We start from the raw sequence: 23,474 nt of genomic DNA on the forward strand, positions 1-23,474 counted from the left end.
GGGCTCCGGGCGCCCAATTCACCCGTTCGGAGTAACTCCCGTGGTGAGGGGGCGCGGCCGGACGGATCGTCTTACCCATGACACAGCAGACGCATCCGGCGCCGGCACCGGCGCCCACCCCGAACAGCGGCTGGACCACCGGCGGGGTGGTCTTCGCGGGGGTCCTCCTGCTGATGAACGGCATCTTCGCCATCCTGCAGGGCATCTCCGCCATCGCCACGGACGACGTGTACACCCGCATCCACAACTACGTCTACAAGATCAACCTCACCGGCTGGGGCTGGATCCTGGTGATCCTGGGCGCACTCGGCGTCATCGCCGGCGCCGCCCTCCTCAAGGGCGCCCCCGGCTGGGCCCGCGGGGTCGGCATCTTCCTGGCCGCGCTGAGCATGGTCGCCCAGTTCCTGTTCCTGCCCTACGCCCCGCTCTGGGCGCTCATCATGATCGGCATCGACTTCTTCGTGATCTGGGCACTGGCGCTGTACAAGCCGGAGCACGTCTGATCCCGCGAAGTCACCCCGCGTCGCGGACGCGGCGCGAGCCGGTGTGGCCGGTGGAGCTGTCGGGGTGCCGGCGTTCCCGCAACGCACACCGCCACGGCGTCGCCTGCGGCCGGGGCGCCCCCGGCCGCAGCGGGGCGTACAGGAACCCGGTGAACACGTGGGACCAGCCCCGCCGTTCGGCGTCGGTGACATCTCCGGTGCCGGCGACGAACGCGGGCGTACTCGTCGTCGCTCACCGCGCAGGCAGCGGCGGGGCACGGCGCCACGCACACGGCCCGCACCGGCCCCTCCCCGTCCGCCAAAAACCCGTCGGCGTCCTCAGCACGCATGAGGAACTCACCACCTGTCGAGCGCTCGGCCGGGGCCGGCGGCACGCGGCAGGCGGACGGCCGGGGGAAAGACGTCCCCGGCCAGCGATAATCCCCTTCATGGCATCCCCCACTGCCGCCGCACTCCCCCACCGGGCGCCGGCCGCCACGTGAACGTCGAACTTCCCGAGCCGCACCGCCGGCTGCTGCCCGACCTGCTGTCGGCCGGTGCCGCGTACCCGCTGGCCCTGACCGGTGACTACGCGGCCCTGGCCCACGGTCTGTCCGTCCGTCCCGGCCGCACGGTGGAGGTCGCGACCCAGCACCCGGCGCCGATGCGGACGATCGCCGAGACCGTCGGCGCGGTCCTGCGCGACCACGGCTGGCAGGTGACCAGGGGCGAAACGGACCCGCTCTCCGCGCAGCTCGTCGTCACCGACGAGGTGTCGGGGGAGGCCACCGAGGTCGACCTCCTCAAGGAGGCCCTCTGGCATCCGCCGGTCCGCACGGAACTCGGCCCGACCCTGTCGCTCGAGGACACCGTCGGCATGCGGGTCTGGGCGCTGACCGACCGCGGCCTGCCCCGCGACCTCCTCGTCGTGCACGCGGCGGCGGACCGCTGGAGCCTGCCCGACCTCGAAGACCTCGGCCGCCGCCACGCCCGCGACACCTTCGACCTCACCGACCTCCAGGCCCGCCTGACCGGCACCGACTGGATCGACGACAGGGCCTTCAGCGCGCACGGACTGGACGACCGCGCGGTCACGGCCCTGCGCCACTGGGCCCAGACCTGGGCGGACGACATCGCGGAACGCCTGATGGAGGGCCGGCCACCGGAGGAGTGACTCCCGCGGCCGCCTATGCCGCCCCGGCCGGACGCGCGGGGCCGGGCTCCGGTTCCGCCAGGAACTCCACCACCGCGAGGGCGGACAGCAGGCACAGGGCGATGCCGACGACCACCCAGCCGGTGGGGTAGGACCACAGCAGGTAGACCAGGAGGGACACGGCGACCAGGAGCCAGTCGATCCAGGTGCGGTGGCGGCGGACGAAGGGGGCGACCGGGCCGGTGCGCAGGCCGGCGTGGTCGGCGGTGGTGCGTACCGCGCCGATTCCCGAGGACCACAGCCGGCGCACCAGTCCGGCGTACCGGCCGGGGCCGGTGAGCCAGCAGCCGAGGGCGACCACCACGGCCAGGGCCACGACCGTCCGTACGGCGGTCCGGAGGAAGCGGACCAGCGTGTCGTAGACGGCGGCGGCCGCGTCCGGGGAGACGCCGGCGGGGAGCCGGTCCAGATAGATCACGCGGAAGACGCTCAGCCCGATGCCGAGGATTCCGGTGGCGACGGCGACGCCGACGCAGCCCGCGACCAGGGCGCGGCGGCGCCGGACCGAGAGCAGCACGCCGGCGGCGATCAGCAGGACGGCCAGCACCGGCAGCCAGTTGCCGGCGAGTTGGAGCAGCCGTACGTAGGTCCTGTACCGGCCGATCTGGTCGGACCTCGCCAGGGTGAAGTCGGTGTGCACGGCGGGGATGTGCTCGGCCGGGGTCAGGCCGGCGTCGACGAGGCGCTGCTTGACCTGGTCCACGAGCGGGCCGATGTCGAGGGTGACGGTGTCGTCGTTCAGCTGGACCGCGCCGCCGCCGCTGCCGGTGAGGGCCTTGTCGAGGGAGCTGTGGATCCGGCGGTTGGCATCGGTCCAGACGGTCCTGAAGGCGTCCGACGCGGCGGCCCTGCGGGCCTGGTCGTGGACGAAGCTGCGGACGGCCCCTTCGAGCGCGCCGCCCAGTTTCCCGCCGAGCGCCTGTTGCAGCCGGGGCCGGTCCGCGGGCGTCACGTCGGCCAGCAGGGCGGGCAGGTCCAGGCGGGTCATGAGCGCGTCGGTGGCCCGGTTGGCGACCGCGTCCTGCACGGCGGGGTCCGAGGCGAGCGGGGCGACGGTGGCGACGTAGCGGTCGGTGTCGCCCACCACGTCGGCGGCCCACGCGGCGACGACGGAGAGCGGGGCGAGCAGACAGCCGAGGACGATGAGCACGGCGCCGAGCAGGGACCGGCCGTGATGCCGGGGCGAGTGCCGGGCCCGCTCGTTCTCCAGCGCCGTCAGCCGCCCCCGCAGTTCCGCCAACTCGCCGCGCTCAGCCGCACCGTCCTCCATCCGTGCCTCCTCCTCGCCGACGATCCGGACCGCGGACCCGGCGCGGAAGGCAGGGCCGCGCACGGGCAGGCCGGACGCCGGCGCCGGCACGGTGGACGCGGCCACTGCCACCTTCGCCCGGCGCCCCCACGCCCACGAGCGGGTCAGGGCCGTACGGGTGACGCGCGGGACCGGCGGCGACCCGCGTGATCACCGCGCGTCCTCGGTTCCAGGGCGGTAACGGCCATGGCTCCGGGCGCCCGGAGTGGACGAGGATGAGCCGGTGAGTGAAGACATGGTCGCCCTGAGCCCCGTTCGGACCATCGGGGTCGCCGCCTCCTGCGGGCTGCTGGGCGCCGGCGGGGTCTGGGTGGTGCGGGCGGTGTGGGAGCTGCGGCTGGCCGGGGCCGGGGTGCCCGCGGGCGGGCTGCCGGATCAGGGGGGCGGGCGGCACCGGCCGTTGACCTCGTTGGAGAACGGCTATCAGCTGGTCGGTTCCGCCGGGGCCGTGCTGTCGTTGGCGAGCGCCGTGCTCTTTCTGATGTGGCTGGGGCGGGTGCGCGACAACGCGCGGCTGCTGTCCGGGCGGGCGCCCCGGTACAGCGGGATCTGGGTGCTGCTGGGCTGGGTCATCCCCCTCGGCAATCTCTGGATCCCGCGGGGGATCGTCGCCGACGTGTTCCGGGACAGTTCACCCGGACGGCGGTTGCCCTGGGTTGTCAATGTGTGGTGGGTGCTCTGGCTGGTCGGGTTGGTGAGCGACGTCGGGGTGATCAACCGGCACAGCACCGACGAACTCATCGCCCGTTCCTACGGCGACGTCTGGCCGCTGCTGCTCTCCGACCTCGTCGTCGTCGGAGCCGCCGTCGCGGGCGCGTTCGTCGTGCGGGCCGTGACCCGGGTGCAGGCCGAGCGGGAGGGCGAGGAGTTCACCGAGGTGCGGGCCGGGAAGCACATGTGACCACGTGTGAAGCCAGGGGCTGCGCGGTACGGAGCTAGGTACCACTTCGCCGTTTCAGCCGTCAGGAGTCACGTCGTGAGCAGTATCGCCATCGTGGGTGCCGGGCCGGGGCTGGGGGCCGCCGTCGCCCGGCGGTTCGGGCGGGAGGGCTACGGTGTCGCGCTGCTCGCCCGGGACGGGGAGCGGCTCGCCGCGATCGCCGGGGAGCTCTCCGGCCTCGGCGTCGACGCCCGCGGGTTCTCCGCCGACGTACGCGATCCGCTCGCCCTCGCCGTCGCCCTGGAGCGGGCCGCCGAGGAACTCGGGACCGTCGAGATCCTGCAGTACAGCCCCGTGCCGCAGCGGGACTTCATGCGGCCCGTGCTGGAGACCACCCACGCGGATCTGCTCGGTCCGGTCGAGTTCTCGGTGTACGGGCCCGTCGCCGCGGTGCAGCAGGTGCTGCCGGGCATGCGGGAGCTGGGCCGGGGGACCATCCTCCTCGTCAACGGCGGTACGGCCGTCATCCCGCATCCGGAGCGCGCCGGGACCTCCATCGCCTTCGCCGCCGAGAGTGCCTACGGGCATCTGCTGCACGACCGGCTCGCCGGGGAGGGCATCCACGTGGCGCAACTCGTCATTCCCGGGGCCATCGTGGCGGGGCACCCGCGCAAGGACCCCGCCGTGCTCGCCGACACGCTCTGGGCGATGCACCGCGACCGGCACGGATTCCGGCACTACGCCGACGACCTCGACGGATAGCCGTGGCCCGAGAGGCGAACGGTGGTCCCCGCCGGGCGCGATGAGCGGATCTGCGCGAACATCATTTGTGGGTCGATGTGATGTTCGGCCCGATTGCTCCTCTCAGGGAGCCAGCGATGGCTAAAGGGGGCCAGCGATGGCGGTGGAAATATCTCCTCTCCTCAAGCCCTCCCGGCTCAGAAGCCGCGGAGGCCTGCTCGGTGAGTGCCTGGCGGAGTTTCTCGGGACCTTCGTCATCCTCGCGTTCGGAGCCGGTTCCGTCGCGATGGCGGTGGCCGCGCTGCCCGGATCGGGGCGCGCTGAGACGCCCACGACGATCTTCCTGGCCGCCGGTGACTGGCTTCTGATCGCCTGGGGCTGGGGCCTGGCCGTGACCTTCGCCATCTACGTGGCCGGCGGTGTCAGCGGCGCCCATCTGAACCCGGCGGTCACGCTCGCGTTCGCCGTTCGGCGCGGGTTCCCCTGGGCGAAGGTGGTGCCCTACTGGGTGTCGCAGGTGCTGGGCGCCTTCGCCGGGGCCGCGCTGGTCTTCCTCGTGTACCACGACGCCATCAACGCGTTCGACGCCCTGTCGAAGCCGCCGAAGGCGGGCGGCCACACCGAGGCCACCTTCTCCATCTTCGCCACCTTCCCGGCGCCGTACTTCCACGGCGGGATCTGGGGACCGCTGATCGACCAGATCGTGGGTACCGCGTTCCTGGTCATGTTCGTCGTCGCGGTCATCGACCTGCGCAACACGGCCGTGGGATCCAACCTCGGCCCGTTCGTCATCGGTCTCGCCGTCGCCGCCATCGGCATCTCCTACGGCGCGAACGCCGGCTACGCCATCAACCCGGCCCGTGACTTCGGCCCCCGGGTGCTCACCTGGCTCGCCGGGTGGAAGAGCCTCGCGTTCCCGGGGAACGGGGCCGGGTTCAGCAACTACTGGTGGATCCCGATCGTCGGCCCGCTGGTCGGCGGCGTGATCGGCGTGCTGATCTACGACCTGTTCATCGGCGACATCCTGCACGCCCGGCGCAAGCTGGGTGAGCTGCCCGAGCCGGGCCGGACCCGCCCGACGACGGACGAGTCGTAGCCGCGGCGGAACACGGAAGAGCGGTGGGCGGCCGCCGGGGGCCGGGTTCCGGCAGGGTGTGAAAGGAGCGCTCGGGCGTTCCCCGCGGCGGGTGACGGTGGAGACTCGGCGGGTAAGCACCGCCACCCACCTCCGGAGACGACGCCATGAGCATCAGCCCCCTCCTGACCGGTCTGACCGGGAAGCTCCCCGAACTGCGGGCGCTGTACGAGGATCTGCACACGCATCCGGAGCTGTCCTTCGAGGAGGAGCGGACCGCGGCGGTGGTCGCGGAGCGGCTGCGGGAGCAGGGCTGGGAGGTCACCGAACGGGTCGGCGGCACCGGAGTGGTCGGGGTGCTGGCCAACGGGGACGGGCCGGTCGTCCTGTTGCGGGCCGACATGGACGCGCTGCCGGTGCGGGAGGAGACCGGGCTGCCGTACGCCTCGCAGAACGACGGGGTCATGCACGCGTGCGGGCACGACATGCATGTCGCCTGGCTGCTGGGCGCCACCGGCCAGTTGGCCGCCGTGCGGGACGGCTGGCGGGGCACGGTGGTGGCGGTGTTCCAGCCGGCCGAGGAGGTCGGCGGGGCGCCGAGGATGCTCGCCGACGGGTTCGCCGAGCGGTTCCCGCGGCCGGACGTGTGCCTGGCCCAGCATGTGGCGGCCGCGCCGGCCGGGCTGGTCGGGACCCGGGCGGGGGCGCTGATGGCGGGCGCGGACAGCATGCGGGTCACGCTGTTCGGGCGGGGCGGGCACGGGTCCACGCCGGAGGCGACCGTCGACCCGGTGGTGCTGGCCGCCGCCGTGGTGATGCGGCTGCAGACGGTCGTCTCGCGCGAGGTGGGCGCGGGCCAGCAGGCCGTGGTCACGGTCGGGTCGATCCACGGCGGCACCAAGGAGAACATCATCCCGGACAGTGTCGAGCTGAAGATCAACATCCGGTCCGCCACGGCGGCCGTACGGGAGCGGGTGCTGGCGGCGGTCGAGCGGATCGTCCGGGCCGAGGCGGCCGCCTCCGCAGCGCCGAGGGAGCCGGACATCGTCCCCATCGACTCCTTCCCGGTCACCCACAACGACCCCGCCGCCACCGAGGCCGTACAGGCCGCCCTGGCTACCGAATTCCCCGGCCTGACCTTCGAGCTGACCTCACCGGTCCCCAACAGCGAGGACTTCGGGGCCTTCGGAACGGCCCTCGGGGTGCCCTCGGTCTTCTGGTTCGTCGGCGGTGCGGACCACCGGCTCTTCGTCGACGTCGACCTGGAGGCCCTGGTCCGCGACGGCATACCGCCGCAGATCCCCTCCAATCACTCCCCGCACTTCGCCCCGGTCCCGGAGCCCACCATCGAGACGGGCGTACGGACGCTGCTCGCGGCGGCGGGCCACTGGCTGGCGCCCTGACCCGGACCCAGGGCACGCCGCTAGGTCAGCGCAGGGCGCTCGTCCGCCGGTGGGCCGGGATCGCCAGCCACCCCCCGGCCGCCGTGCGGGCGGCCGGCAGGAAGCCGGGGTCGGCGCGGATCTCCGCCAGGATGTCGTCCCGGGCCGCCATGCCCAGGGCGTAGACCAGGCTCTCCAGGGTGGCCGCGCTCATCGGGTCCCGGGTGAGCCGCCAGGCCGTGTGGTGGTGGGCGACCGCCGCGCGCAGGAACACCGAGTCCGTGTCGTCGGCGGCGACATGACCGAGCGCGCGCACCGCCACGTACGCCGTGCGGCGCGGCACGCCCGGCCGCACGGCGAGCGCCTTGACCACCGCGCGGTGCCGGCGGCTGCCCAGGATGCGCAGCGCGTCCAGCAGCGGCACCGCCAGCTCCGCGTGGCGCGCGGTGGACGGGCGGGCCAGCTCGGCGGCGACCGCGTCGGCGAGCGGCTCGCGGTAGGGGGTGGCGGCGAGCAGGAACGCGGAGTACAGGCGGACGTCGAAGACGGGCGAGGTGAGGGCCTCGGAGACCAGGGCGGCCGGCACCGTGGTGTCGGGGACCAGGTCCGGTTCGATGGTCCACACCGGGACGGTGATCCGGCGGACGGCCGCCGTGAGCGGCCCGGACGCCGGTTCCGCCGGTGGTGCCACCGGGCCGCGTCCGCCGAGGAGTTCGCGGGCGTGCTCGGGGTGGACGCGGGCCAGGTAACGGCGCAGCGGGTCGGTCTGGTCGGCGACCGGGCCGGTCCCGGGGGACTCGCGCAGGGCGCGGACCAGGGTGCGCAGCTGGGTGCGGTCGAAGTGCCGGTATCCGACCTTGCGGAAGCAGGCCATCACCGCGCCCCGGTGGGCCAGCGGGCCGCTGGGTGCGGCGAGTTCGGCCAGCACCCGGTCGGCGGCGTCGGGGTGACCGCAGTTGTCGAGGGCGCAGACGATCTCCGTGGCCGTCGACCGTGCCTGCCCGGCGGCCAGTTCGGCGCAGGCGAGGACCACGGTGCGGCCGCCGCGCGGGTGGTTGAGCAGCCGGTTGAGGGTCTCGAAGCGGAGCATCCAGGGCAGGTCGTCGGCGATCACCATCTCCCCGACGAGGCGTTCGGCGAGCCCGTACCAGGTGCCGGACGGCATCAGCACCACGTCGGGGCGGGCACACAGCCCGTCGGCGAGCCGGTCCCAGTCGTCGCCGGTCATCACCGCACCGGACAGGGCCTGTTCGAGGAGGTCCTCCAGGGCCGCGCCGTCGGCGGCCGTGACCGGGGCGGTGTCCAGGACCGGGGCCGGGGCCAGGTAGCGCCAGACCGTGCGGGCGGTGGCGGTGAGCAGGTTGCGGGGCAGGCCGAGCAGCTCCTCGTAGCGCCGGACCGCCGTCCAGGGCACGGCCGTCCGGCCGGTCTCCCAGCGGGAGGGTGTGCTGACGCTGACCTCGCGGTCGTAGCAGCCGCCCCGGAAGGCCGCGGCGAAGGCCGGGAGGGAACGGAAGGCGGGGTCCGCGCCGAGCAGGCGGTTGACGCGCAGCAGCCAGGCCACACGGGAGCGGCGGCCGGGAGCGCCGCCCGCCGTTAAGTGCGTGCTCATGAGGGACAGTTTGGCAGTGGTCGTCCGGCTTCGTGGCGAGTGCGGCAAACCTTTTCCCGGCCGCTTACCCGAAGCGCCCGCGACGGCGAGGGGCCGTTGCACGCGCCGGGCGGGCGTGCAACGCGCCCCGGGTGGTGGCCGGTACGGCGGTACCAAGAGGGGAGCCGGAAGGACGAGGCCGACCGAGGGGGACACATGGGGACTGTGGTGGGACTGGTGCATGTGATCGGCGTGGCCGTCGCGCTGTGGACGTTCAACGGGCGGGCCGGCGGCTCGTTCTGGCACGGCATGCCGCCGATGCTGATGCTGATCAGCCCGGAGTGGCTGGTCGTCAGCATCGGCAAGGCGTTGCTGTGGGAGGTGACCCTGGTGGTGTGGCTGGTCGGAGGCCGGCCGTCGTCGCCCTGGGGGATCAGGGAGAACAGCCGCTCCGGGCGGATCACCCGGCTGAGCCCGGCCGAACGCGTCGCCCGCGACCGGGCCGCCGCCCGCGCGATGTGAGGAGGGCACCTGCCATGGGACTGCTGCGCAGACTCTTCGCCGGAGGGCAGCTGCCACCGACCAAGGACGGTTACCAGCCACCGCCTGGCGCACTGGCCGAGGGCTGGCAGTGCCTGGACCCGGACTGCGGGGAGGGCGGGTACTTCCCGGTGCCGCGCACCGACATCCCGCGCTGGTGCGAGACGTGCGGTGAGGAGACGTACCCGAGGCTCGCGTGGCCCTGGGAGCACGGGGCGCGGCGCGCCGAACTGGACGCGCTGCTCGCGGAGGCGGAGCGGGACCGCGACGAGTGTCTCGGCCTGCTGGTCCGCCTCCACCTGCTGGCCTGGAGCTTCGAGGACCATCTGATGGACGGCGATACGCGCGCCGCGCAGGGCGTCCTCGCGCACACCGACCGGCAGTTGCGCGGGGCGATGCGGGAGCAGCCGCATCTCACCGAGGGGTCCTACCGGTTCGCGATGGTGCTGGGCGCGCTGCGCAGCGGGGGTCCGGAGATCGCGCTGCGGGTGCTCGAACCGTGGGTGGAACTGGCCCGGCAGCAGGGCCCCGGTTACGGCACCGACCTGGAGCACGACAACGCGGCCCGCACCAACTACCGCAACCTGGTGTCCAGTTGCCTGGAGTGGCTGGGGGACGGCCGGACCCCCGGTCATCCGGTGTACGGCACGGTCGTGCGGTGGATGCTGGACACCGCCCGCGCCCCGCACGTGCGGGACTGGCTCACCGGCGACCAGGACCGCGCCCTGGACGCCCTGGACCCCTACTGGCGGGGTGCGCCCTGATCCAGGGCCGGGCGCAGCTCGGCCCGCCGGCGGATGCCCAGTTTCTTGTAGGTGTGGGTGAGATGGGTCTCAACGGTGCGGCGGGCCAGATGGAGCAGGGCCGCGATCTCCACGTTGGTGCGGCCCTCGGCGGCGAGCTCGGCGATCCGGCGCTCGCTGCCGGTCAGGGAGGCGGCGCCCGTACGTCGTCTGGGGGAGCGGGCGCCGCCCTTCCGCAGCATGTCCTCGGCCAGTTCCACCAGCCGTACGGCACCGAGCCGTTCGGCGTGCGCGACGGCCTCCCGCAGGCAGTCGCGGGCCCGGACGGCCTCGCCGGCGGCGGTCACCTGGCGGCCTAGGGCGAGCAGGGCGCGCGCCGGTTCCGTACCGGCGGAGCCGGCGCCGCTCAGCAACCCGACGGCCTCCTCGGTGAGTTCCAGACCCCGGCGGCCGCCGGTCGCGCCACCGAGCACGCGCAGGGCCCGGCCCACCGTGCGCGGGGTGCCCCAGACCCGGGCCAGCCGCAGCTCCTCCTCGGCCAGGGCGATGGCTTCGAGGGGGCGGCCGAGCGCCAGCCGGCACTCGGCGGCGGCCGTCCGCCAGGGGGTGACCACCGGGCTGGTCACCTCACGGGCGGACTGGCGGCGGCCGCATTCCAGGAAGTCGTGCAGTGCCGCCGCCGGATCACCGGCGGCGGCCCGCACCACTCCCCGCGCGTAGAGGAACCGGTTCAGCTCCCAGGAGTCCGCAGCCTCCCGCAGGTCGAGTCCCGCGACCAGGCTCTCGGCCCGCGCGGTACGGCCGGTCTCCACCAGCGCGACCAGGGTGTGTGCGTGGGCGTTGCCGGGCGTGACCGACTCGGGCACCGCCGGCGGGTGCGTGTAGTCGGCGCGGGCCGCCGCGATGTCCGAACGGCTGTGCAGCAGGGCCTGATGCATGGGGTGCAGCAGATCGGGGCGCTGTCCCGCGAGGCCGCGGTCTACCAGCCGGTCGGCCTCGTCGAGTTCGTCGGCCCACTGGGCGACCGTGGCCGCCGTGCCGACCAGGAACGGTTCGGTGAGCGGGTCGGTGGGTTCGGCGAGCAGGGCGCGCAGCCGCCGCATCGCGTCCCGGGCCGAGGTGAGGCCCGCGGAGGCCGCGTGCCGCACCAGCAGTGCCTGCCCGGCCGGCCCGACCAGCTCCGGGGAGTGCTCGGCGGTCTCCGACAGCCGGCGGTAGACCTCCTGCCGTACCTCCTGGTCCTGGTCGGACAGGAGGACGGTGGCCGTGTGCAGGGTGCGCACCAGGTCGGGGTGGTCGTTCAGTTCGCCGTCCACGCACCGCAGTACCTCGACGGCCTTGCGGGTGCGGCCCCGGCCGGTCAGCGCGGTGCCGAGGGCGACGGCCGCGCGCACCCGGTCCCGCGGGGCGGCGGGCAGCCGGACCGCCTCGGCGAGCCGGGGGATCGCCGCGGAGGAGCGGGGCGCCGCGTACTCCAGCGAGCCGAGCTCGGTCAGCAGGCGCTGCCGGCGGTCGTCGGAGAGGGGTTCCTCCAGGGCCCGGCGCAGATAGCCGACCGCGTCCTCGGTCCGGCCGTCGAGGAGGGCGAGCGCGGCCGCGTCCTGGAGCAGGGACACCGCCCAGGGGGCGGTCACCGGGCCGGTCGTGAGCAGCTGCCGGGCCACGGCCTCGGCGGGGGCGTCCTGGCGGAGCATCGCCTCGGCGATCGCCCGGTGCACGGCCCGGCGGCGGGCCGCGGGGACACCGGCGAGGACCGCGTCGCGCAGCAACGGGTGCGGATAGCGCGGACGGCTGTCCGGGCCGGGGGTGAGCAGCCCGAGGTTGGTCATGGCGGTGAGCCAGCCGGCCACCCGCGTGGGGTCGGCGCCGGTCAGCTCGGCGAGCAGCGGGGTGAGGTCGACGTCCGGCAGGGCGGCGCCGGTGTTCTCCTCCAGTACGGCGAGGGCGCGGGCCACCTCGGTGGTGGCCGGTCCCGCACTGTCCAGCCACCAGCGGACGGCGGCCGGGAACGCGCCCGGGTACAGCGCCGCGGTGGCGGTGGGCACCGCCGGGTGCCGGGCCCCGCGGAGGTCGTCCAGCAGGGCGCGCAGGAGCAGCGGACTGCCGGCGGCGGCCCGTACGCAGTCCTCCACCCAGGCCCGGTCCGCGCCGGGGAAGGCGTCGCGCACCCGGCCGGCCGCGGCCTCCGGGGTGAGGGGAGCGAGGGTGCGGGTACGGACGAGCGCCGGGGGGAGGGTGTGGGCGAAGCCGGGGGTGGGCGGGTCGAGGTCGTACTGGCTGCGCTCGCCGACGACGAGGAGGATCGGTAAGCGGTCGATGTGGCGGGCGGACTCCACGAGCCAGCGGTGCGAGGCCGCGTCCGCGAGGTGCACGTCGTCCACCACCACGAGCAGCGGCGAGTTGTCGGCGTAGGCGCGCAGCACCCGCCACAGTCCGGCGGCGGTCGCCCGCTCGTCGCCGTCCACCGCGAGGTCGGCGAACTCCGGCACCGGGCCGAGGAGTTGCAGGACGGTCGCGAAGGAGATGCCGGTGTCGGCGGGCGAGCAGCGGGCGCGAAGCGTTCTGAGCCCGAGGGCGGGTGCCTGTTCGGCCACGGCCTCCAGGACGGTGGTACGTCCGGTCCCGGTGGCGCCCCGCAGGAGTACGAGGCGGCCGGCGCCGGTCAGCGTGCGCACCGCTTCCTCGGTCAACAGGTTCATGGCGTCGACGAGTTCAGGGGACGAATGCATCATTCCTGGCTCCTCGCGGTGCGCTGGTGGTTTCGGGCCCGTCCGGGGGATTAGAGGGGGCCGCGGCGGGAGAGGTTGTGGGGAACTGCGACGACCGGCGGTTTTGTTGCGGTGTCGGCACAATTCGGGGTGCCCGGGTCCGTGGTTCGCTGCGGGTGCGTCGTGGCTGGTCGCGCAGTTCCCCTTCTTGGGGGCGCGGGGAACCGCGCGAACAACCCCCGTCGGCCCGCGGTGCACCACGGCCCGGCGTCCGCCACATCTCGTGGTCCATCTCGTGGTCGTCCACGATTGTCGTTGCCCCTTTGGTCCCATCAGGCTGGGTACTCCCGCCCGTCACCGTTCCCTCAGGGGTGACGAGCACGTGGACATTGGGGAAGCGGTTGGTCAGCAAAAGCTCATTAGCGTCGGTCACCCGCACACCCGTCGCGGTGTACGCACCGGACCCGATCTCCCGTGAGGGCGCGCTCAGCCAGCTGCGCCGGCACCCGGAGATCGAGTTGCGTGAGGAGTCCGAGACCGGCCCCGGCACGGTCGCCCTGCTCATCAGCGACAGCCTCGACGAACCGGAACTGACCCGGCTGCGCCGCGTCGTGCGCAGCGAGGGGGCGCGGGCCGTGCTCGTGGTCGGGGCCCTGCGCGAGACCGAACTGCTCGATGTGATCGAGTGCGGGGTCGGCGCCATCGTCTGGCGCCACGAGGCCACCGAACTGCGGCTCGTGCAGGCCGTGCTCGCGTCCGCCCGGGGCGACGGCGACCTTCCGGCCGACCTGCTCGGCCGGCTGATCAACCAGGTCGGCACCCTGCACCGTAACGCCGCGGGCCGTCCGGGCACCCCGGCCTCCGGGCTGTCCGCCCGCGAGGTGGACGTACTGCGGCTGGTCGCCGAGGGGCTCGACACCGGTGAGATCGCCAGCAAGCTGTCCTACTCCGAGCGCACCGTCAAGAACGTCATGCACGGGCTGACGACCCGGCTGCACCTGCGCAACCGGGCACACGCCGTGGCCCATGCCCTCCGGGAAGGCTACATCTGACCGAACGGGCAGCACGCACCGGTTCCCGGGCAGCGCGGTCTGCCCGGCCGTTCCTGCGGGTGCGACGCGGGCGGAGGGCAGGATGGAGACGAGTGCGGACAGGTCCATGGGGTGGTGAGTAAGGCGTGATCCACGAGGTGGACCAGGTGCTGCGGACCCTGCTGACCGGCGGCGCGCTGGAGGGTTCCGGCATCGACGTCTCCTTCGACGCCCCGACCCGCGACTGGGCGGCCCGCCGCAACGGCCCGGTGATCAACAGCTATCTGTACGACATCCGCGAGGACGTGAAACGGCGTCAGCGCGGCCACATCGACGTCCGGGACGACCGGGACGTCGTCGTCAAGCGCCGGCAGCCGCCCCGCTGGTTCCGGCTGTCGTACCTGGTGACGGCGTGGACCAAGCGGCCCGAGGACGAACACCGGCTGATCAGCGCCGTGCTGGCGACCCTGATCCCGAGAGAGCTGATCCATCCGGACGAACTGCCGCGGTCGCTGGCGGCGCTGGGGCTGACCGTGCAGCTGTCGGTGGCCGGTATCCAGACCGAGGCCCGCTCCCTGGCCGAGATCTGGTCCGCGCTCGGCGGTGAGCTCAAACCGTCCCTGGACGTCGTCATCACGGCACCCTTCCCGGCCTACCCCGAGTACGACGCCGGCCCGCCGGTCACCGAGGGCGCCGCCGTCCGCGTACGCGGCGGACTGGAGGAGGACGCACCGGTCCTGGAGGAGCGGGCCCACCGGCCCGGCCAGGTCGCCGAGGCCAAGGCCGCGCGGAGGACCCGGGCGTGACCCTGGACGTCTCCCTGACGCCGGCCCTCCCCCTGCTCGCCCGGCTGGCGGAGCTGCGGGAGCGGGCCGTCGCCCTCGTCGACCACCGGTCGGCCGGCGACCCGACGGCCGCCGACCCGCTGCGCGGCCTCTATCTCTCCGAGGAGGCGGTACGGCACTTCCTGCGCCCGGCGACGACCCCCGAAATGCCCGCCCTGGCGGCGGACTTCGGCGACCGGCTGGCCGAACTCGCCACCCGTCTCCGGCTCACCCCCCTCGACACCGCGATCCTGCTCATCGCGCTCGCCCCGGACCTGGACCGGTCCTTCGAGCCGCTGTACGGCTACCTCAACGACGACGTCGGCCGCCGTCGCGCCACCGTCGCCCTCGCCCTCGACCTGTTCGGTGTCCCCGCCCACCTCGCCGAGGCGCGCGCCCGCTTCCACCCCGCCGCCCCGCTCCCCGCGCTCGGCCTGCTCACCGTCGAGGAGCCCGAACGCCCCTTCCTCAGCCGTTCGTTGCGCGTCCCCGACCGGGTCCTGTCGCACTTCCTCGGCGACGACACCCCGGACCCGGCGCTGGCGGGGCACCTGCGCGCACCGTCGTACGACAGCCGGTCCGGCGCCGAGGAGGACGAGGAGTTCGTACGGCGGCTGGCCGGGCGGATCGCCGCCGGGCCGTTCTTCGGGTACCTGCGGGAGCGCCGCGAGGGCGAGGGCCTCGGCTGCGCGGCGGCCGCGCTGCGGCTGGCCGGCCTGGCCGCCCTGCACTACACCGGCCCCGAGGGGCATGTCCCGGAGCTGCTCCGGGAGGCCCGCCTCGGCGGCCTGGCGGTCCTCGTGGACGCGGCCCAGCCCCGGGCGCTCGTCACGGAGCTGCGCGGTGTCACCGACGTCACCGTGCTGATCACCACCCCGCACCCCTACGACCCGCAGTGGTGCGACGACCGCGACCCCCTGGTCCTGGAGGTGCCCTCCCGGCGCGCCGTGGCCGCGGACGCCTGGGCCGCCGTACTCCCCGACCCCTCCGGCTTCGACCTGGCGGCCACCGTCGCCCCGTACCACCTGGGCGGCGACCGGCTCGCCCGCGCGGCCCGGGCGGCAAAGGCGCTGGCCGCCTTCGACGGCACGCCGCTTGCCGCCGGCCACCTGCGGCTGGCCGCCCGTCAGCAGTCGGCGTCCGGGCTCGAACAGCACGCCCGCCGGATCCGGCCCGCCGTCGACTGGCGGGACCTGGTGCTGCCCGAACGCCCGCTCACCGAGCTGCGCGAACTGGCCCTGCGCGCCCGCCATCGCGACCGGGTGCTCGGCGACTGGCGGCTGAGCGCGGGCGGCGGCCGGGGCCGTGGCGTCCTCGGGCTGTTCGCCGGCGACTCGGGCACCGGCAAGACCCTGTCGGCGGAGGTGGTGGCCGCCGAACTCGGCCTGGACCTCTACGTCGTGCAGCTCTCCTCGGTCGTCGACAAGTACGTCGGCGAGACCGAGAAGAACCTGGAGCGCATCTTCACCGAGGCCGACCGCACCGACGCCGTACTGCTCTTCGACGAGGCGGACGCCGTCTTCGGCAAGCGCTCCGAGGTCAAGGACGCCCACGACCGGTACGCCAACCTGGAGTCGGCCTACCTCCTCCAGCGCCTGGAGGCCTTCGACGGCATCGCGCTGCTCACCACGAACCTGCGCGCCAACATCGACGAGGCCTTCACCCGCCGCCTGGACCTGGTGATCGACTTCCCGTTCCCGGAGGAGGAGCAGCGGCTGGCGCTGTGGCGCCACGGGCTGGTGCACGTACCGAGCGACCCGGACATCGACCTCACCCCGCTGGCCCGTGACTTCGAGCTGGCCGGCGGCGCCATCCGCAGCGCGGTGGTCACCGCCGCCTACCTGGCCGCCGGATCCGGCGAGCCGGTGTCCGCGGCGAACCTCCTGGAGGGCGCCCGCCGCGAATACCGAAAGGCAGGCCGCCTGGTCCCGGGCACCTGGTGACCGGGTTCCGTCACTCTCCCGACGGGTGCACGATCTGCCATTCCTGGTCGTCGGTGTTCGAGCAGTGGTACAGGGTCAGGTTGGTGTCGTTGCCGCCGGTGCTGTAGCCGGCCACGTCCAGGCAGAGGTTGTCGCTGGCGAAGTTGCGGATCCAGTAGGCGCCGCCGGGCTGCTTGTCGATCCACCAGAGCTGGTTGTCGGCCTTGGTGCCGTCGCACCTGTACTCGGTGATCGGTGCGGACAGCCGTGCCGAACCGTAGGCGGGCAGGTCCATGCAGAGCTGGTCCTTCACGTTGCGCATCTGGAAGAGCGCGGCCGAGCCGGGGCCGTCCTTCGAGTACCGCACCTCCAGGTTCCACAGCTGATTGTCCGCGGTCGTCTCGTTGCAGGTGTACTCCCGCACCGGGCCGTCGCTGGTCCCCTTGTCGTAGCCGGGGACGTCCACGCACTTCTTGGTCGTCGTGTTGCGCAGCAGGATGTTGTACGCCGGTACGACGGGCTTCGGGACCTTCTTCTTCGTCGCCTTCGGGGACGGCTGGGCCTGGCCGCCGCCCCCGCCCGCCGGGGTGTCGGAGGATCCGCTGCCGGCGGGCTGCTGCTCGGCCGGGGTCGGCGAGGGCGCCGGCGGCGCGGCCAGGGGCGCGCCGGCCGTCGGGCTGGGCGCGATCGAACTCACCCCTGCCTCCTGGACCCCTTCCCGGGCGAGGCTCTTGACCTGCGGTTTGTAGGCGATCCAGATCAGGGCGAAGGTGATTGCGAGGGCGAGCAGGGTGCCGAAGAGCGTGGCGATCCAGCGGGGCAGGAAGCCGCGTTGGATGTACGTTCCGTCCACAGGTTGTGGATTGGCGCCCGCCCGCTGCACGGTGAGTGCGTACGGCCGCTGTTCCTTGGGCCCGAACCAGATGATCCGCCGGGGCTTGAGCGTGGCCTTGATGAAGGCGGCGCGGCCGGGTTCGATCTGGACGTTGCTGGGGTGGAGGTCGTAGACGAGCTGGTCGCCGTTGTCGTTCCCGCCCACGGAGGCGGTGAGCCTGGTGTTGCCGAGGTTGTCGATGGCCAGCTTGGGCCGGCCCCGGAAGCGGCCCTTGACCGTCGGCGGGACCAGTTCGGCCCGCAGTTCGGTGAAGGGGGTGATGGTGAGGTTGCCCTCGGGGACGGTGACGGCCTCGGGGTGTTCGGTGGGGGTGATGCGGACCGCGTAGGGATTGGGTCCGGCCGTCGCGTCGGAGGTGCGGGGCGGGGCGAAGGTCAGCTCGACCGTGCCGGTGGTGCCCGGGTAGAGGCGGAGCGTCTGTGGCTCGACCGTGGTCCAGGGCGAGACGGGTCCGACCGGTTCGAAGCGGTACTCGTCGACGACGTCACCGGTGTTGCGCAGTCGCAGACGGACGCGGGTGGAGGACCCGGGGTCCACGGTCGCGGAAGCGGGTTCCAGCGAGGTCCACAGCGTCACGGGATCACCGTCAGCTTGAAGGCCTCGAGCCACAGCGTGTTGTCGAGGGTGCCGACGAAGTCGAGGTCGGGGCGGGCGCCCTTGCACCACTGGTCGCCCCAGTCGTGGTCGCGGACCTTCGCGTAGTTGCAGCCCTGGCCGTTGCCGACGTTGAAGGCGAAGCCCTCGATGTAGGGGTCGGAAGCCTTCGTGCTGCCGATGTAGTTGTCCTTGCCGTCGGGGATGATCGCCGTCCAGTTCGGCTTCCACTTGCCCTGGCCGCTGGTGGACTGCGGGTCGTAGACGAAGGCGTTGGCGGCGGAGCCCTGGACGCCGTACACCGCGATGTTGATGGCCTTGATCGGCACGTTCTTGCCGGCCGTGCCGGCCATGGTGCCGTCGCAGACGGGCTTCTGCCAGCCGTTGCCCTGGACGAAGGCGCGATAGCAGATGTGCCGCCCGGACGGGTCGTCGGAGGCGAGGCGGTTCACGGCGGTCGCCGCGGTGTCCTGCTTGGGTTTGGCGGTCACGGTGGCCGTCGCACCGCCGCCGCCCCCACCGCCCCCGCCGCCGTTGCCGCCGTCACCGGCGTCCGGGGCGGCCGGCGGGGTGGCGGCCGTGACACTGGGCGCCGGCGGCGGGGTCGGCGTGGCCGAGGGGCTGGGCGCGATCGAACTCACCCCGGCCTCCTGGATCTGCTCCTCGGCGAGGCTCTTGACCTGCGGCTTGTAGTTGAACCAGATCAGGGCGAAGGTGATCGCGAGGGCGAGCAGGGTGCCGAAGAGCGTGGCCAGCCAGCGGGGCAGGAAGCCGCGCTGGATGTACGTTCCGTCCACGGGCTCCGGGTTGAGCCCCGAACGCTGGACGGTGAGCCGGTACGGCCGCTGTTCTTTCGGCCCGAACCAGATGATCCGCCGGGGCTTGAGCGTGGCCTTGATGAAGGCGGCGCGGCCGGGTTCGATCTGGACGTTGCTGGGGTGGAGGTCGTAGACGAGCTGGTCGCCGTTGTCGTTCCCGCCCACGGAGGCGGTGAGCCTGGTGTTGCCGAGGTTGTCGATGGCCAGCTTGGGCCGGCCCCGGAAGCGGCCCTTGACCGTCGGCGGGACCAGTTCGGCCCGCAGTTCGGTGAAGGGGGTGATGGTGAGGTTGCCCTCGGGGACGGTGACGGCCTCGGGGTGTTCGGTGGGGGTGATGCGGACCGCGTAGGGATTGGGTCCGGCCGTCGCGTCGGAGGTGCGGGGCGGGGCGAAGGTCAGCTCGGCCGTGCCGGTGGTGCCCGGGTAGAGGCGGAGCGTCTGTGGCTCGACCGTGGTCCAGGGCGAGACGGGTCCGACCGGTTCGAAGCGGTACTCGTCGACGACGTCACCGGTGTTGCGCAGTCGCAGACGGACGCGGGTGGAGGACCCGGGGTCCACGGTCGCGGAAGCGGGTTCCAGGGAAGTCCACAGGCTCACGCGTCGACGCTATGCGCAGCGCGAAGCCCGGCGCAGCGGACCGCGGGGCAGACCCGCGGTGCCGCAGGGGCCGCACCCGTTGCCCCTGCGGACGGTGGAGCGTGCGGCGCGGGCGGCCTAGGAACCGGAACGCTTGCCGATCAGGTCCCGGTACAGAGCGGCCCGCTCCTCGTCGGTCGTCGCCTTGGCGAGTTCGCTTTTCCAGTCGGCTTCCAGATCCTTCAGCTTCTTCAGCCAGTCGCCGAACTGCCGCAGGTCGACATAGCGCTGGCTGGCACTGAGAGGCGCGTCGCCGCCGATCTTGTCGTCCTTGTGGCCGCCGAAGTTGCTGAAGGGGTTGGCGGTCTTCTCGCTGCTCTTCCAGTTGTGTTCGTAGCCCTCGGGGGTCCGGCCGCCCGGCCCGGCGGTCTCGATGCCGACCTGGAGTGCGCCGTCACGCTTGCCGGTCGGCGGCTTGTACCCCATGAACAGGTGCCCGTGCGACTCGTCCGGGAGGATGGTCCCGCCGTGGTAGCCCGTGTTCCCGGTGCCCCCGATGCCCACCCCCATGCCGTAGAGGTGGCTGTGGGGGTCGATGAGGTTCTGGGCGGTGGCCCCCAGCCCGCCCTTCTCCACGAAGCGGCCGGGCTGTCCGGGCTTGTTGTCGCCGATGTCCATGTGGTGGGTGGCGTACGTGCGCTTGTACACCGGGGCCTCGGGCTTCGCGTTGGGCTCGTAGAACCTGGGGTTCTCCCTGGTGATGTGGAGCCACCGGGGAAGCTCGTAGCCGTGCTGGCCGTCGGCCAGCTGCGGGATGCGGATGTTGACGCGGCCGCCGTAGGCCAGGGCGTGCGCGACGTCGTCCTTGAAGTCCTCGTGGAGACCGGTCTTCGGGTTGAAGACCTGCAGCCCCTCCTTCAGGATCAGGAAGATCTTGGTCAGGATCTCGGTGCCGCGCTCCACGCGCTTGCGGTGCTCGGCGGCGTCAGGCACCTCGTCGGAGATGCCGGGAGGAAGCAGCGTGGCGACGAAGGTCCGGAAGATCTGCTCGTTGCGCTCCCCGGTGAGCTGTTCCCGCTCCGCCTCGGGGCTGGACTTGTCGCGCATGGCGTGGTGGCGGCCGAGCTGGTAGTCCGGCCGGGGGCCGGCGCCGGCCGGGCCCTTCCCCTTGCCCTCGGCGTGCTGCTGCCAGCGCAGGGTGGCGATGAGCAGACGCTTGCCCTTGGGCTGCGCCAGCCAGCTGTGGAAGTCGTCCTTCTTGATGTAGTCCTCGGCCTCCAGGTGTGTGCACAGGCCGACCGTCCGCAGCCAGCCGGGATCCTCGGCCTCCGCGGTCCTGATCATCTGGAGTTCCTCGGCCGTGAACTTCGGGCCGTTGCGCTCCCGCCTGTCGAGGACGGACCGCACCTGCTTGTTCCGGATCTCGGCGGTGCCGCCGACGATCAGCCGCGCCAGGCGCGCGGTGGCCGGGAGCGCGGCGACGGGAGTGGCGGGGGTGATCGCCGGCGAGGCCGGGGGAGAGGGCTCGGCCGCGGGTGCGGTCTCGGACGCGGCCGTGGCTTCCGTCGTGGGTCCGTCGCCGGGCACCCGCTGGACGAGGACGCCCTCGTCCGGGCTGCGCTGGACCGATTCGTCCTCCTCCGGGCTGCGCTGCACCGCGTCGGCGGGCGGCGCGGAGGACCCGGGCAGCGCGAGGTCGGGCGCGGCGCCCCGGGCCAGCTTGCGGCCGTTGGAGCCGGCACTCCGCTCGAACGGGTCGTCCGGGTGGGAGACCTTCTCGCCCCTGCCGTTGACGGTTCCGGGCACCGGGCCCAGGGCCTGCTGGCGGACGTGGTCGACCTCCTCGTACATCACCTCGTCGGTGACGCCGTTCCCCCCGAGCACGATGTGCGGCCCGCTGGTGTAGGCCCGGGCCCCGAGTTCCTCGGCCGACCGCTGGGCCACCGGGCCGCTGTGCACGCGCACATGGCCGAAGTCCATTCCGTAGGCGCTCTCCGCCCGCCGCAGGATGCGGGGCTCCAGCGGCGCGCCGGGCGAGCCGACCGCGTCGGCGACCGACGTCCGTGGCTGCGCCGGCCCGGACTCCTGGTCCTGGCCGCCCTCCGTCCCGTCCTCCTGCCTGGCCCGCTGGACCGCCCGGGTCACCGCGGCGTTCCCCGCGGACCGCTGGAGGGCGCCCAAGGGGGGCGGGGCGGTGGCCTTCCGGGGCGCGGCGAGGTCGCCGTCACGGTCCGCGGTGGAGCGGTTCTCTGCTTGAGTGCGCATAGCCGGTTCCCGTCCGGTCGACAGGGCCCCAGACCGAGGGCCTCTCCCTCCGTACCCGAGCGGCGCCGGACACCGGGAGGTCCGGGAGGGCAGGACCGCGGGCAGACCTGCCGGCCGAAGGGCCGCGGGGCGGCCCGGACTGCCCTTGCGGGCAAGGGAACTGCCCCCGGTGAGGCACCGGAGGACGTTTCGTGAGCCGCGCTTCGCGCGTGAGGGTGGGAATGTTCCTGTCTCGTACCCCGAGGAGAGCAGAGCATGCCGTCCTACCTGTCGCCCGGCGTCTACGTCGAGGAGGTGGCCAGCGGCTCGCGTCCCATCGAGGGAGTGGGCACGTCGGTGGCGGCCTTCGTGGGCCTGGCCCCGACCGGTCCGCTGAACGAGCCGACGCTGGTGACCAACTGGACGCAGTACGTCGCGTCCTTCGGTGAGTTCACCGACGGGTACTACCTCGCGCACTCCGTCTACGGCTTCTTCAACAACGGCGGCACGGCGGCGTACGTCGTCCGTGTCGGCGGCACCAAGGAAGGCGCCGAAGGCGCCGTCGACGCGCCCGCCGCCGTGGCCGGTTCGGCCGGGCCGGCCGCGCTGCCGCCGGGCGAGGCCAAGCAGCTCGGCACCTTCACGGTGAGCGCGGTGGCCTCGGGCGACCTGAGCGTCGAGGTCTCCGACCCGGAGGGCGAAGGTCCCGCCGAGCGCTTCAAGCTCGTCGTCAAGGACGGCGGCAAGGCCGTCGAGTCCTTCGACGTGACCGCGAAGAAGGGCGGCCGCAACTACGTCGTCACGCAGGTCAAGGAGCGCTCCAAGCTCATCACCGTGACCGAGGCCGCGCCCGCCGCGCAGCTGGCCCGTCCGGAGAACCAGACGGTGGCCCTCGTGGCCCCGACCCCGTCCCCGGCGTCCGCGTCCCCCGTCGCGGACGCCGGCTCCCACCCCGGCCCCGCCACCTACCTCGGCGACTCCGCCGACCGCACCGGCTTCGGCGGCCTGGAGGCCGTCGACGAGGTGTCCATGGTGGCCGTGCCCGACCTGATGGCCGCCTACCAGCGCGGCGCGATCGACCTGGAGGCCGTCAAGGCCGTCCAGCTCGGCCTGATCGCGCACTGCGAGCTGATGGGCGACCGGGTCGCAATCATCGACCCGCCGCCCAGCCTCAACGCCCGCCAGATCCGGGTCTGGCGCCAGGAGACGGCCGGCTACGACTCCAAGTACGCGGCCCTGTACTACCCCTGGATCAAGACCTTCGACCCGGCTTCCGGCCAGTCCCGGCTGATCCCGCCGTCCGGCCACGTGGCCGGCGTCTGGGCCCGCAACGACGCCGAGCGCGGTGTCCACAAGGCCCCGGCGAACGAGGTGATCCGCGGCGCGGTCGACCTGGAGCTCCAGATCACCCGCGGCGAGCAGGACCTGCTGAACCCGATCGGCGTCAACTGCATCCGTGCCTTCCCGGGCCGTGGCATCCGCATCTGGGGCGCGCGCACGCTCTCCTCCGACCCGGCCTGGCGCTACCTGAACATCCGCCGGTACTTCAACTACCTGGAGGAGTCGATCCTGATCGGCACCCAGTGGGTGGTCTTCGAGCCCAACGACCACAACCTCTGGGCCCGGATCCGGCGCAACATCTCCGCGTTCCTGGTCAACGAGTGGCGCAGCGGCGCACTGTTCGGGCAGCGGCCCGAGGAGGCGTACTACGTCAAGTGCGACGAGGAGACCAACCCGCCGGAGTCGGTCGACGTGGGCCGCGTGATCTGCGAGATCGGCATCGCGCCGGTCAAGCCCGCCGAGTTCGTGATCTTCCGCCTCGCGCAGTTCTCCAGCGGCAGCGGCGAGCTCCAGGAGTAGCGGGCCCCCGGGTCCCAACCCCCTTGTTTCCCAGGCATTTTGAGAA

Annotated in this window: 18 protein-coding genes; 12 read left to right on the forward strand and 6 right to left on the reverse strand. The window is 73.2% G+C overall.

Annotation, left to right across the window (positions count from 1 at the left end):
• Window positions 1-77 precede the first annotated feature (77 nt).
• Window positions 78-503 carry a hypothetical protein gene (locus tag ACFXI4_RS08200; protein ID WP_362729675.1) on the forward strand — a complete coding sequence of 142 codons (426 nt, stop codon included), beginning with the start codon at window positions 78-80 and terminating at the stop codon, window positions 501-503.
• 478 nt (window positions 504-981) lie between these two features.
• Window positions 982-1,656, forward strand: a complete 675-nt coding sequence (locus tag ACFXI4_RS08205) for a hypothetical protein (RefSeq protein ID WP_384988915.1) — start codon at window positions 982-984, stop codon at window positions 1,654-1,656.
• 13 nt (window positions 1,657-1,669) lie between these two features.
• Here the strand turns inward: ACFXI4_RS08205 and ACFXI4_RS08210 are convergent, their stop codons facing one another.
• On the reverse strand, window positions 1,670-2,965 hold the full coding sequence (locus ACFXI4_RS08210; RefSeq protein ID WP_384989027.1) for a hypothetical protein: 1,296 nt from the start codon (window positions 2,963-2,965) through the stop codon (window positions 1,670-1,672).
• 262 nt (window positions 2,966-3,227) lie between these two features.
• On the opposite strand from ACFXI4_RS08210, the gene ACFXI4_RS08215 reads away from it, so the two are divergent.
• From ACFXI4_RS08215 to ACFXI4_RS08230, 4 genes are all read left to right on the forward strand, one after another.
• Complete coding sequence (locus tag ACFXI4_RS08215) at window positions 3,228-3,905, forward strand: DUF4328 domain-containing protein (protein WP_384988916.1); 678 nt, start codon at window positions 3,228-3,230, stop codon at window positions 3,903-3,905.
• Between the two features lie 75 nt (window positions 3,906-3,980).
• The gene (locus ACFXI4_RS08220) at window positions 3,981-4,646 is read left to right on the forward strand and encodes an SDR family NAD(P)-dependent oxidoreductase (protein WP_362729385.1); all 666 of its coding nucleotides are present in this window, start codon (window positions 3,981-3,983) and stop codon (window positions 4,644-4,646) included.
• 136 nt (window positions 4,647-4,782) lie between these two features.
• On the forward strand, window positions 4,783-5,721 hold the full coding sequence (locus ACFXI4_RS08225) for an MIP/aquaporin family protein (RefSeq protein ID WP_384988917.1): 939 nt from the start codon (window positions 4,783-4,785) through the stop codon (window positions 5,719-5,721).
• Between the two features lie 146 nt (window positions 5,722-5,867).
• Complete coding sequence (locus ACFXI4_RS08230; protein ID WP_384988918.1) at window positions 5,868-7,103, forward strand: amidohydrolase; 1,236 nt, start codon at window positions 5,868-5,870, stop codon at window positions 7,101-7,103.
• Window positions 7,104-7,128: 25 nt separating this feature from the next.
• On the opposite strand, the gene ACFXI4_RS08235 is transcribed toward ACFXI4_RS08230, so the two are convergent.
• Window positions 7,129-8,694, reverse strand: a complete 1,566-nt coding sequence (locus ACFXI4_RS08235; RefSeq protein ID WP_384988919.1) for an XRE family transcriptional regulator — start codon at window positions 8,692-8,694, stop codon at window positions 7,129-7,131.
• A 195-nt stretch (window positions 8,695-8,889) separates the two neighbouring features.
• Between ACFXI4_RS08235 and ACFXI4_RS08240 the strand changes: the two genes are divergently transcribed.
• Both ACFXI4_RS08240 and ACFXI4_RS08245 read left to right on the forward strand, forming a co-directional pair.
• Window positions 8,890-9,195, forward strand: coding sequence for a hypothetical protein (locus ACFXI4_RS08240; protein ID WP_362731842.1), 306 nt, complete (start codon window positions 8,890-8,892; stop codon window positions 9,193-9,195).
• A 14-nt stretch (window positions 9,196-9,209) separates the two neighbouring features.
• Window positions 9,210-9,977 (forward strand): hypothetical protein, encoded by a 768-nt coding sequence (locus ACFXI4_RS08245; RefSeq protein WP_384988920.1) that lies wholly within the window; start codon window positions 9,210-9,212, stop codon window positions 9,975-9,977.
• Here ACFXI4_RS08245 and ACFXI4_RS08250 read toward each other — a convergent pair.
• Window positions 9,956-12,688, reverse strand: a complete 2,733-nt coding sequence (locus ACFXI4_RS08250) for a LuxR C-terminal-related transcriptional regulator (protein ID WP_384988921.1) — start codon at window positions 12,686-12,688, stop codon at window positions 9,956-9,958. The genes ACFXI4_RS08245 and ACFXI4_RS08250 overlap by 22 nt on opposite strands.
• Before the next feature lie 425 nt (window positions 12,689-13,113).
• Here ACFXI4_RS08250 and ACFXI4_RS08255 point away from each other — a divergent pair, with 425 nt between their 5' ends.
• From ACFXI4_RS08255 to ACFXI4_RS08265, 3 genes are all read left to right on the forward strand, one after another.
• Complete coding sequence (locus ACFXI4_RS08255) at window positions 13,114-13,716, forward strand: LuxR C-terminal-related transcriptional regulator (RefSeq protein ID WP_384988922.1); 603 nt, start codon at window positions 13,114-13,116, stop codon at window positions 13,714-13,716.
• A 125-nt stretch (window positions 13,717-13,841) separates the two neighbouring features.
• Window positions 13,842-14,501, forward strand: coding sequence for a DUF4255 domain-containing protein (locus ACFXI4_RS08260; protein ID WP_384988923.1), 660 nt, complete (start codon window positions 13,842-13,844; stop codon window positions 14,499-14,501).
• Entirely contained in the window at window positions 14,498-16,462 is a 1,965-nt protein-coding gene (locus ACFXI4_RS08265) for an ATP-binding protein (protein WP_384988924.1), read from the forward strand. Before ACFXI4_RS08260 ends, ACFXI4_RS08265 begins: the two co-directional genes overlap by 4 nt.
• 10 nt (window positions 16,463-16,472) lie before the next feature.
• Here ACFXI4_RS08265 and ACFXI4_RS08270 read toward each other — a convergent pair whose 3' ends face one another.
• The 3 genes from ACFXI4_RS08270 to ACFXI4_RS08280 all read right to left on the reverse strand — a co-directional run bounded on the left by ACFXI4_RS08270 (window position 16,473) and on the right by ACFXI4_RS08280 (window position 21,589).
• Window positions 16,473-17,912, reverse strand: a complete 1,440-nt coding sequence (locus ACFXI4_RS08270) for an RICIN domain-containing protein (RefSeq protein WP_384988925.1) — start codon at window positions 17,910-17,912, stop codon at window positions 16,473-16,475.
• Window positions 17,909-19,345 (reverse strand): hydrolase, encoded by a 1,437-nt coding sequence (locus tag ACFXI4_RS08275; RefSeq protein ID WP_384988926.1) that lies wholly within the window; start codon window positions 19,343-19,345, stop codon window positions 17,909-17,911. Before ACFXI4_RS08275 ends, ACFXI4_RS08270 begins: the two co-directional genes overlap by 4 nt.
• A gap of 117 nt (window positions 19,346-19,462) precedes the next feature.
• Window positions 19,463-21,589, reverse strand: a complete 2,127-nt coding sequence (locus ACFXI4_RS08280; RefSeq protein ID WP_384988927.1) for a DUF4157 domain-containing protein — start codon at window positions 21,587-21,589, stop codon at window positions 19,463-19,465.
• A 255-nt stretch (window positions 21,590-21,844) separates the two neighbouring features.
• Here ACFXI4_RS08280 and ACFXI4_RS08285 point away from each other — a divergent pair, with 255 nt between their 5' ends.
• Window positions 21,845-23,428: a phage tail sheath subtilisin-like domain-containing protein gene (locus ACFXI4_RS08285; protein WP_384988928.1), complete on the forward strand. Its 1,584-nt coding sequence runs from the start codon at window positions 21,845-21,847 to the stop codon at window positions 23,426-23,428.
• Window positions 23,429-23,474: the final 46 nt, after the last annotated feature.

The sequence above is a fragment of the Streptomyces sp. NPDC059224 genome (assembly GCF_042754285.1).
In the GTDB taxonomy this organism is placed as follows: Bacteria; Actinomycetota; Actinomycetes; order Streptomycetales; family Streptomycetaceae; genus Streptomyces.

What these genes read in the sequence shown, in the direction of transcription:
- ACFXI4_RS08200 (WP_362729675.1), top strand. Translation starts at nt 78, where the DNA reads ATGACACAGCAGACGCATCCGGCGCCGGCACCGGCGCCCACCCCGAAC.
- ACFXI4_RS08210 (WP_384989027.1), bottom strand. Translation starts at nt 2,965, where the DNA reads ATGGAGGACGGTGCGGCTGAGCGCGGCGAGTTGGCGGAACTGCGGGGG.
- ACFXI4_RS08225 (WP_384988917.1), top strand. Translation starts at nt 4,783, where the DNA reads ATGGCGGTGGAAATATCTCCTCTCCTCAAGCCCTCCCGGCTCAGAAGC.
- ACFXI4_RS08230 (WP_384988918.1), top strand. Translation starts at nt 5,868, where the DNA reads ATGAGCATCAGCCCCCTCCTGACCGGTCTGACCGGGAAGCTCCCCGAA.
- ACFXI4_RS08235 (WP_384988919.1), bottom strand. Translation starts at nt 8,694, where the DNA reads ATGAGCACGCACTTAACGGCGGGCGGCGCTCCCGGCCGCCGCTCCCGT.
- ACFXI4_RS08240 (WP_362731842.1), top strand. Translation starts at nt 8,890, where the DNA reads ATGGGGACTGTGGTGGGACTGGTGCATGTGATCGGCGTGGCCGTCGCG.
- ACFXI4_RS08245 (WP_384988920.1), top strand. Translation starts at nt 9,210, where the DNA reads ATGGGACTGCTGCGCAGACTCTTCGCCGGAGGGCAGCTGCCACCGACC.
- ACFXI4_RS08250 (WP_384988921.1), bottom strand. Translation starts at nt 12,688, where the DNA reads ATGATGCATTCGTCCCCTGAACTCGTCGACGCCATGAACCTGTTGACC.
- ACFXI4_RS08280 (WP_384988927.1), bottom strand. Translation starts at nt 21,589, where the DNA reads ATGCGCACTCAAGCAGAGAACCGCTCCACCGCGGACCGTGACGGCGAC.
- ACFXI4_RS08285 (WP_384988928.1), top strand. Translation starts at nt 21,845, where the DNA reads ATGCCGTCCTACCTGTCGCCCGGCGTCTACGTCGAGGAGGTGGCCAGC.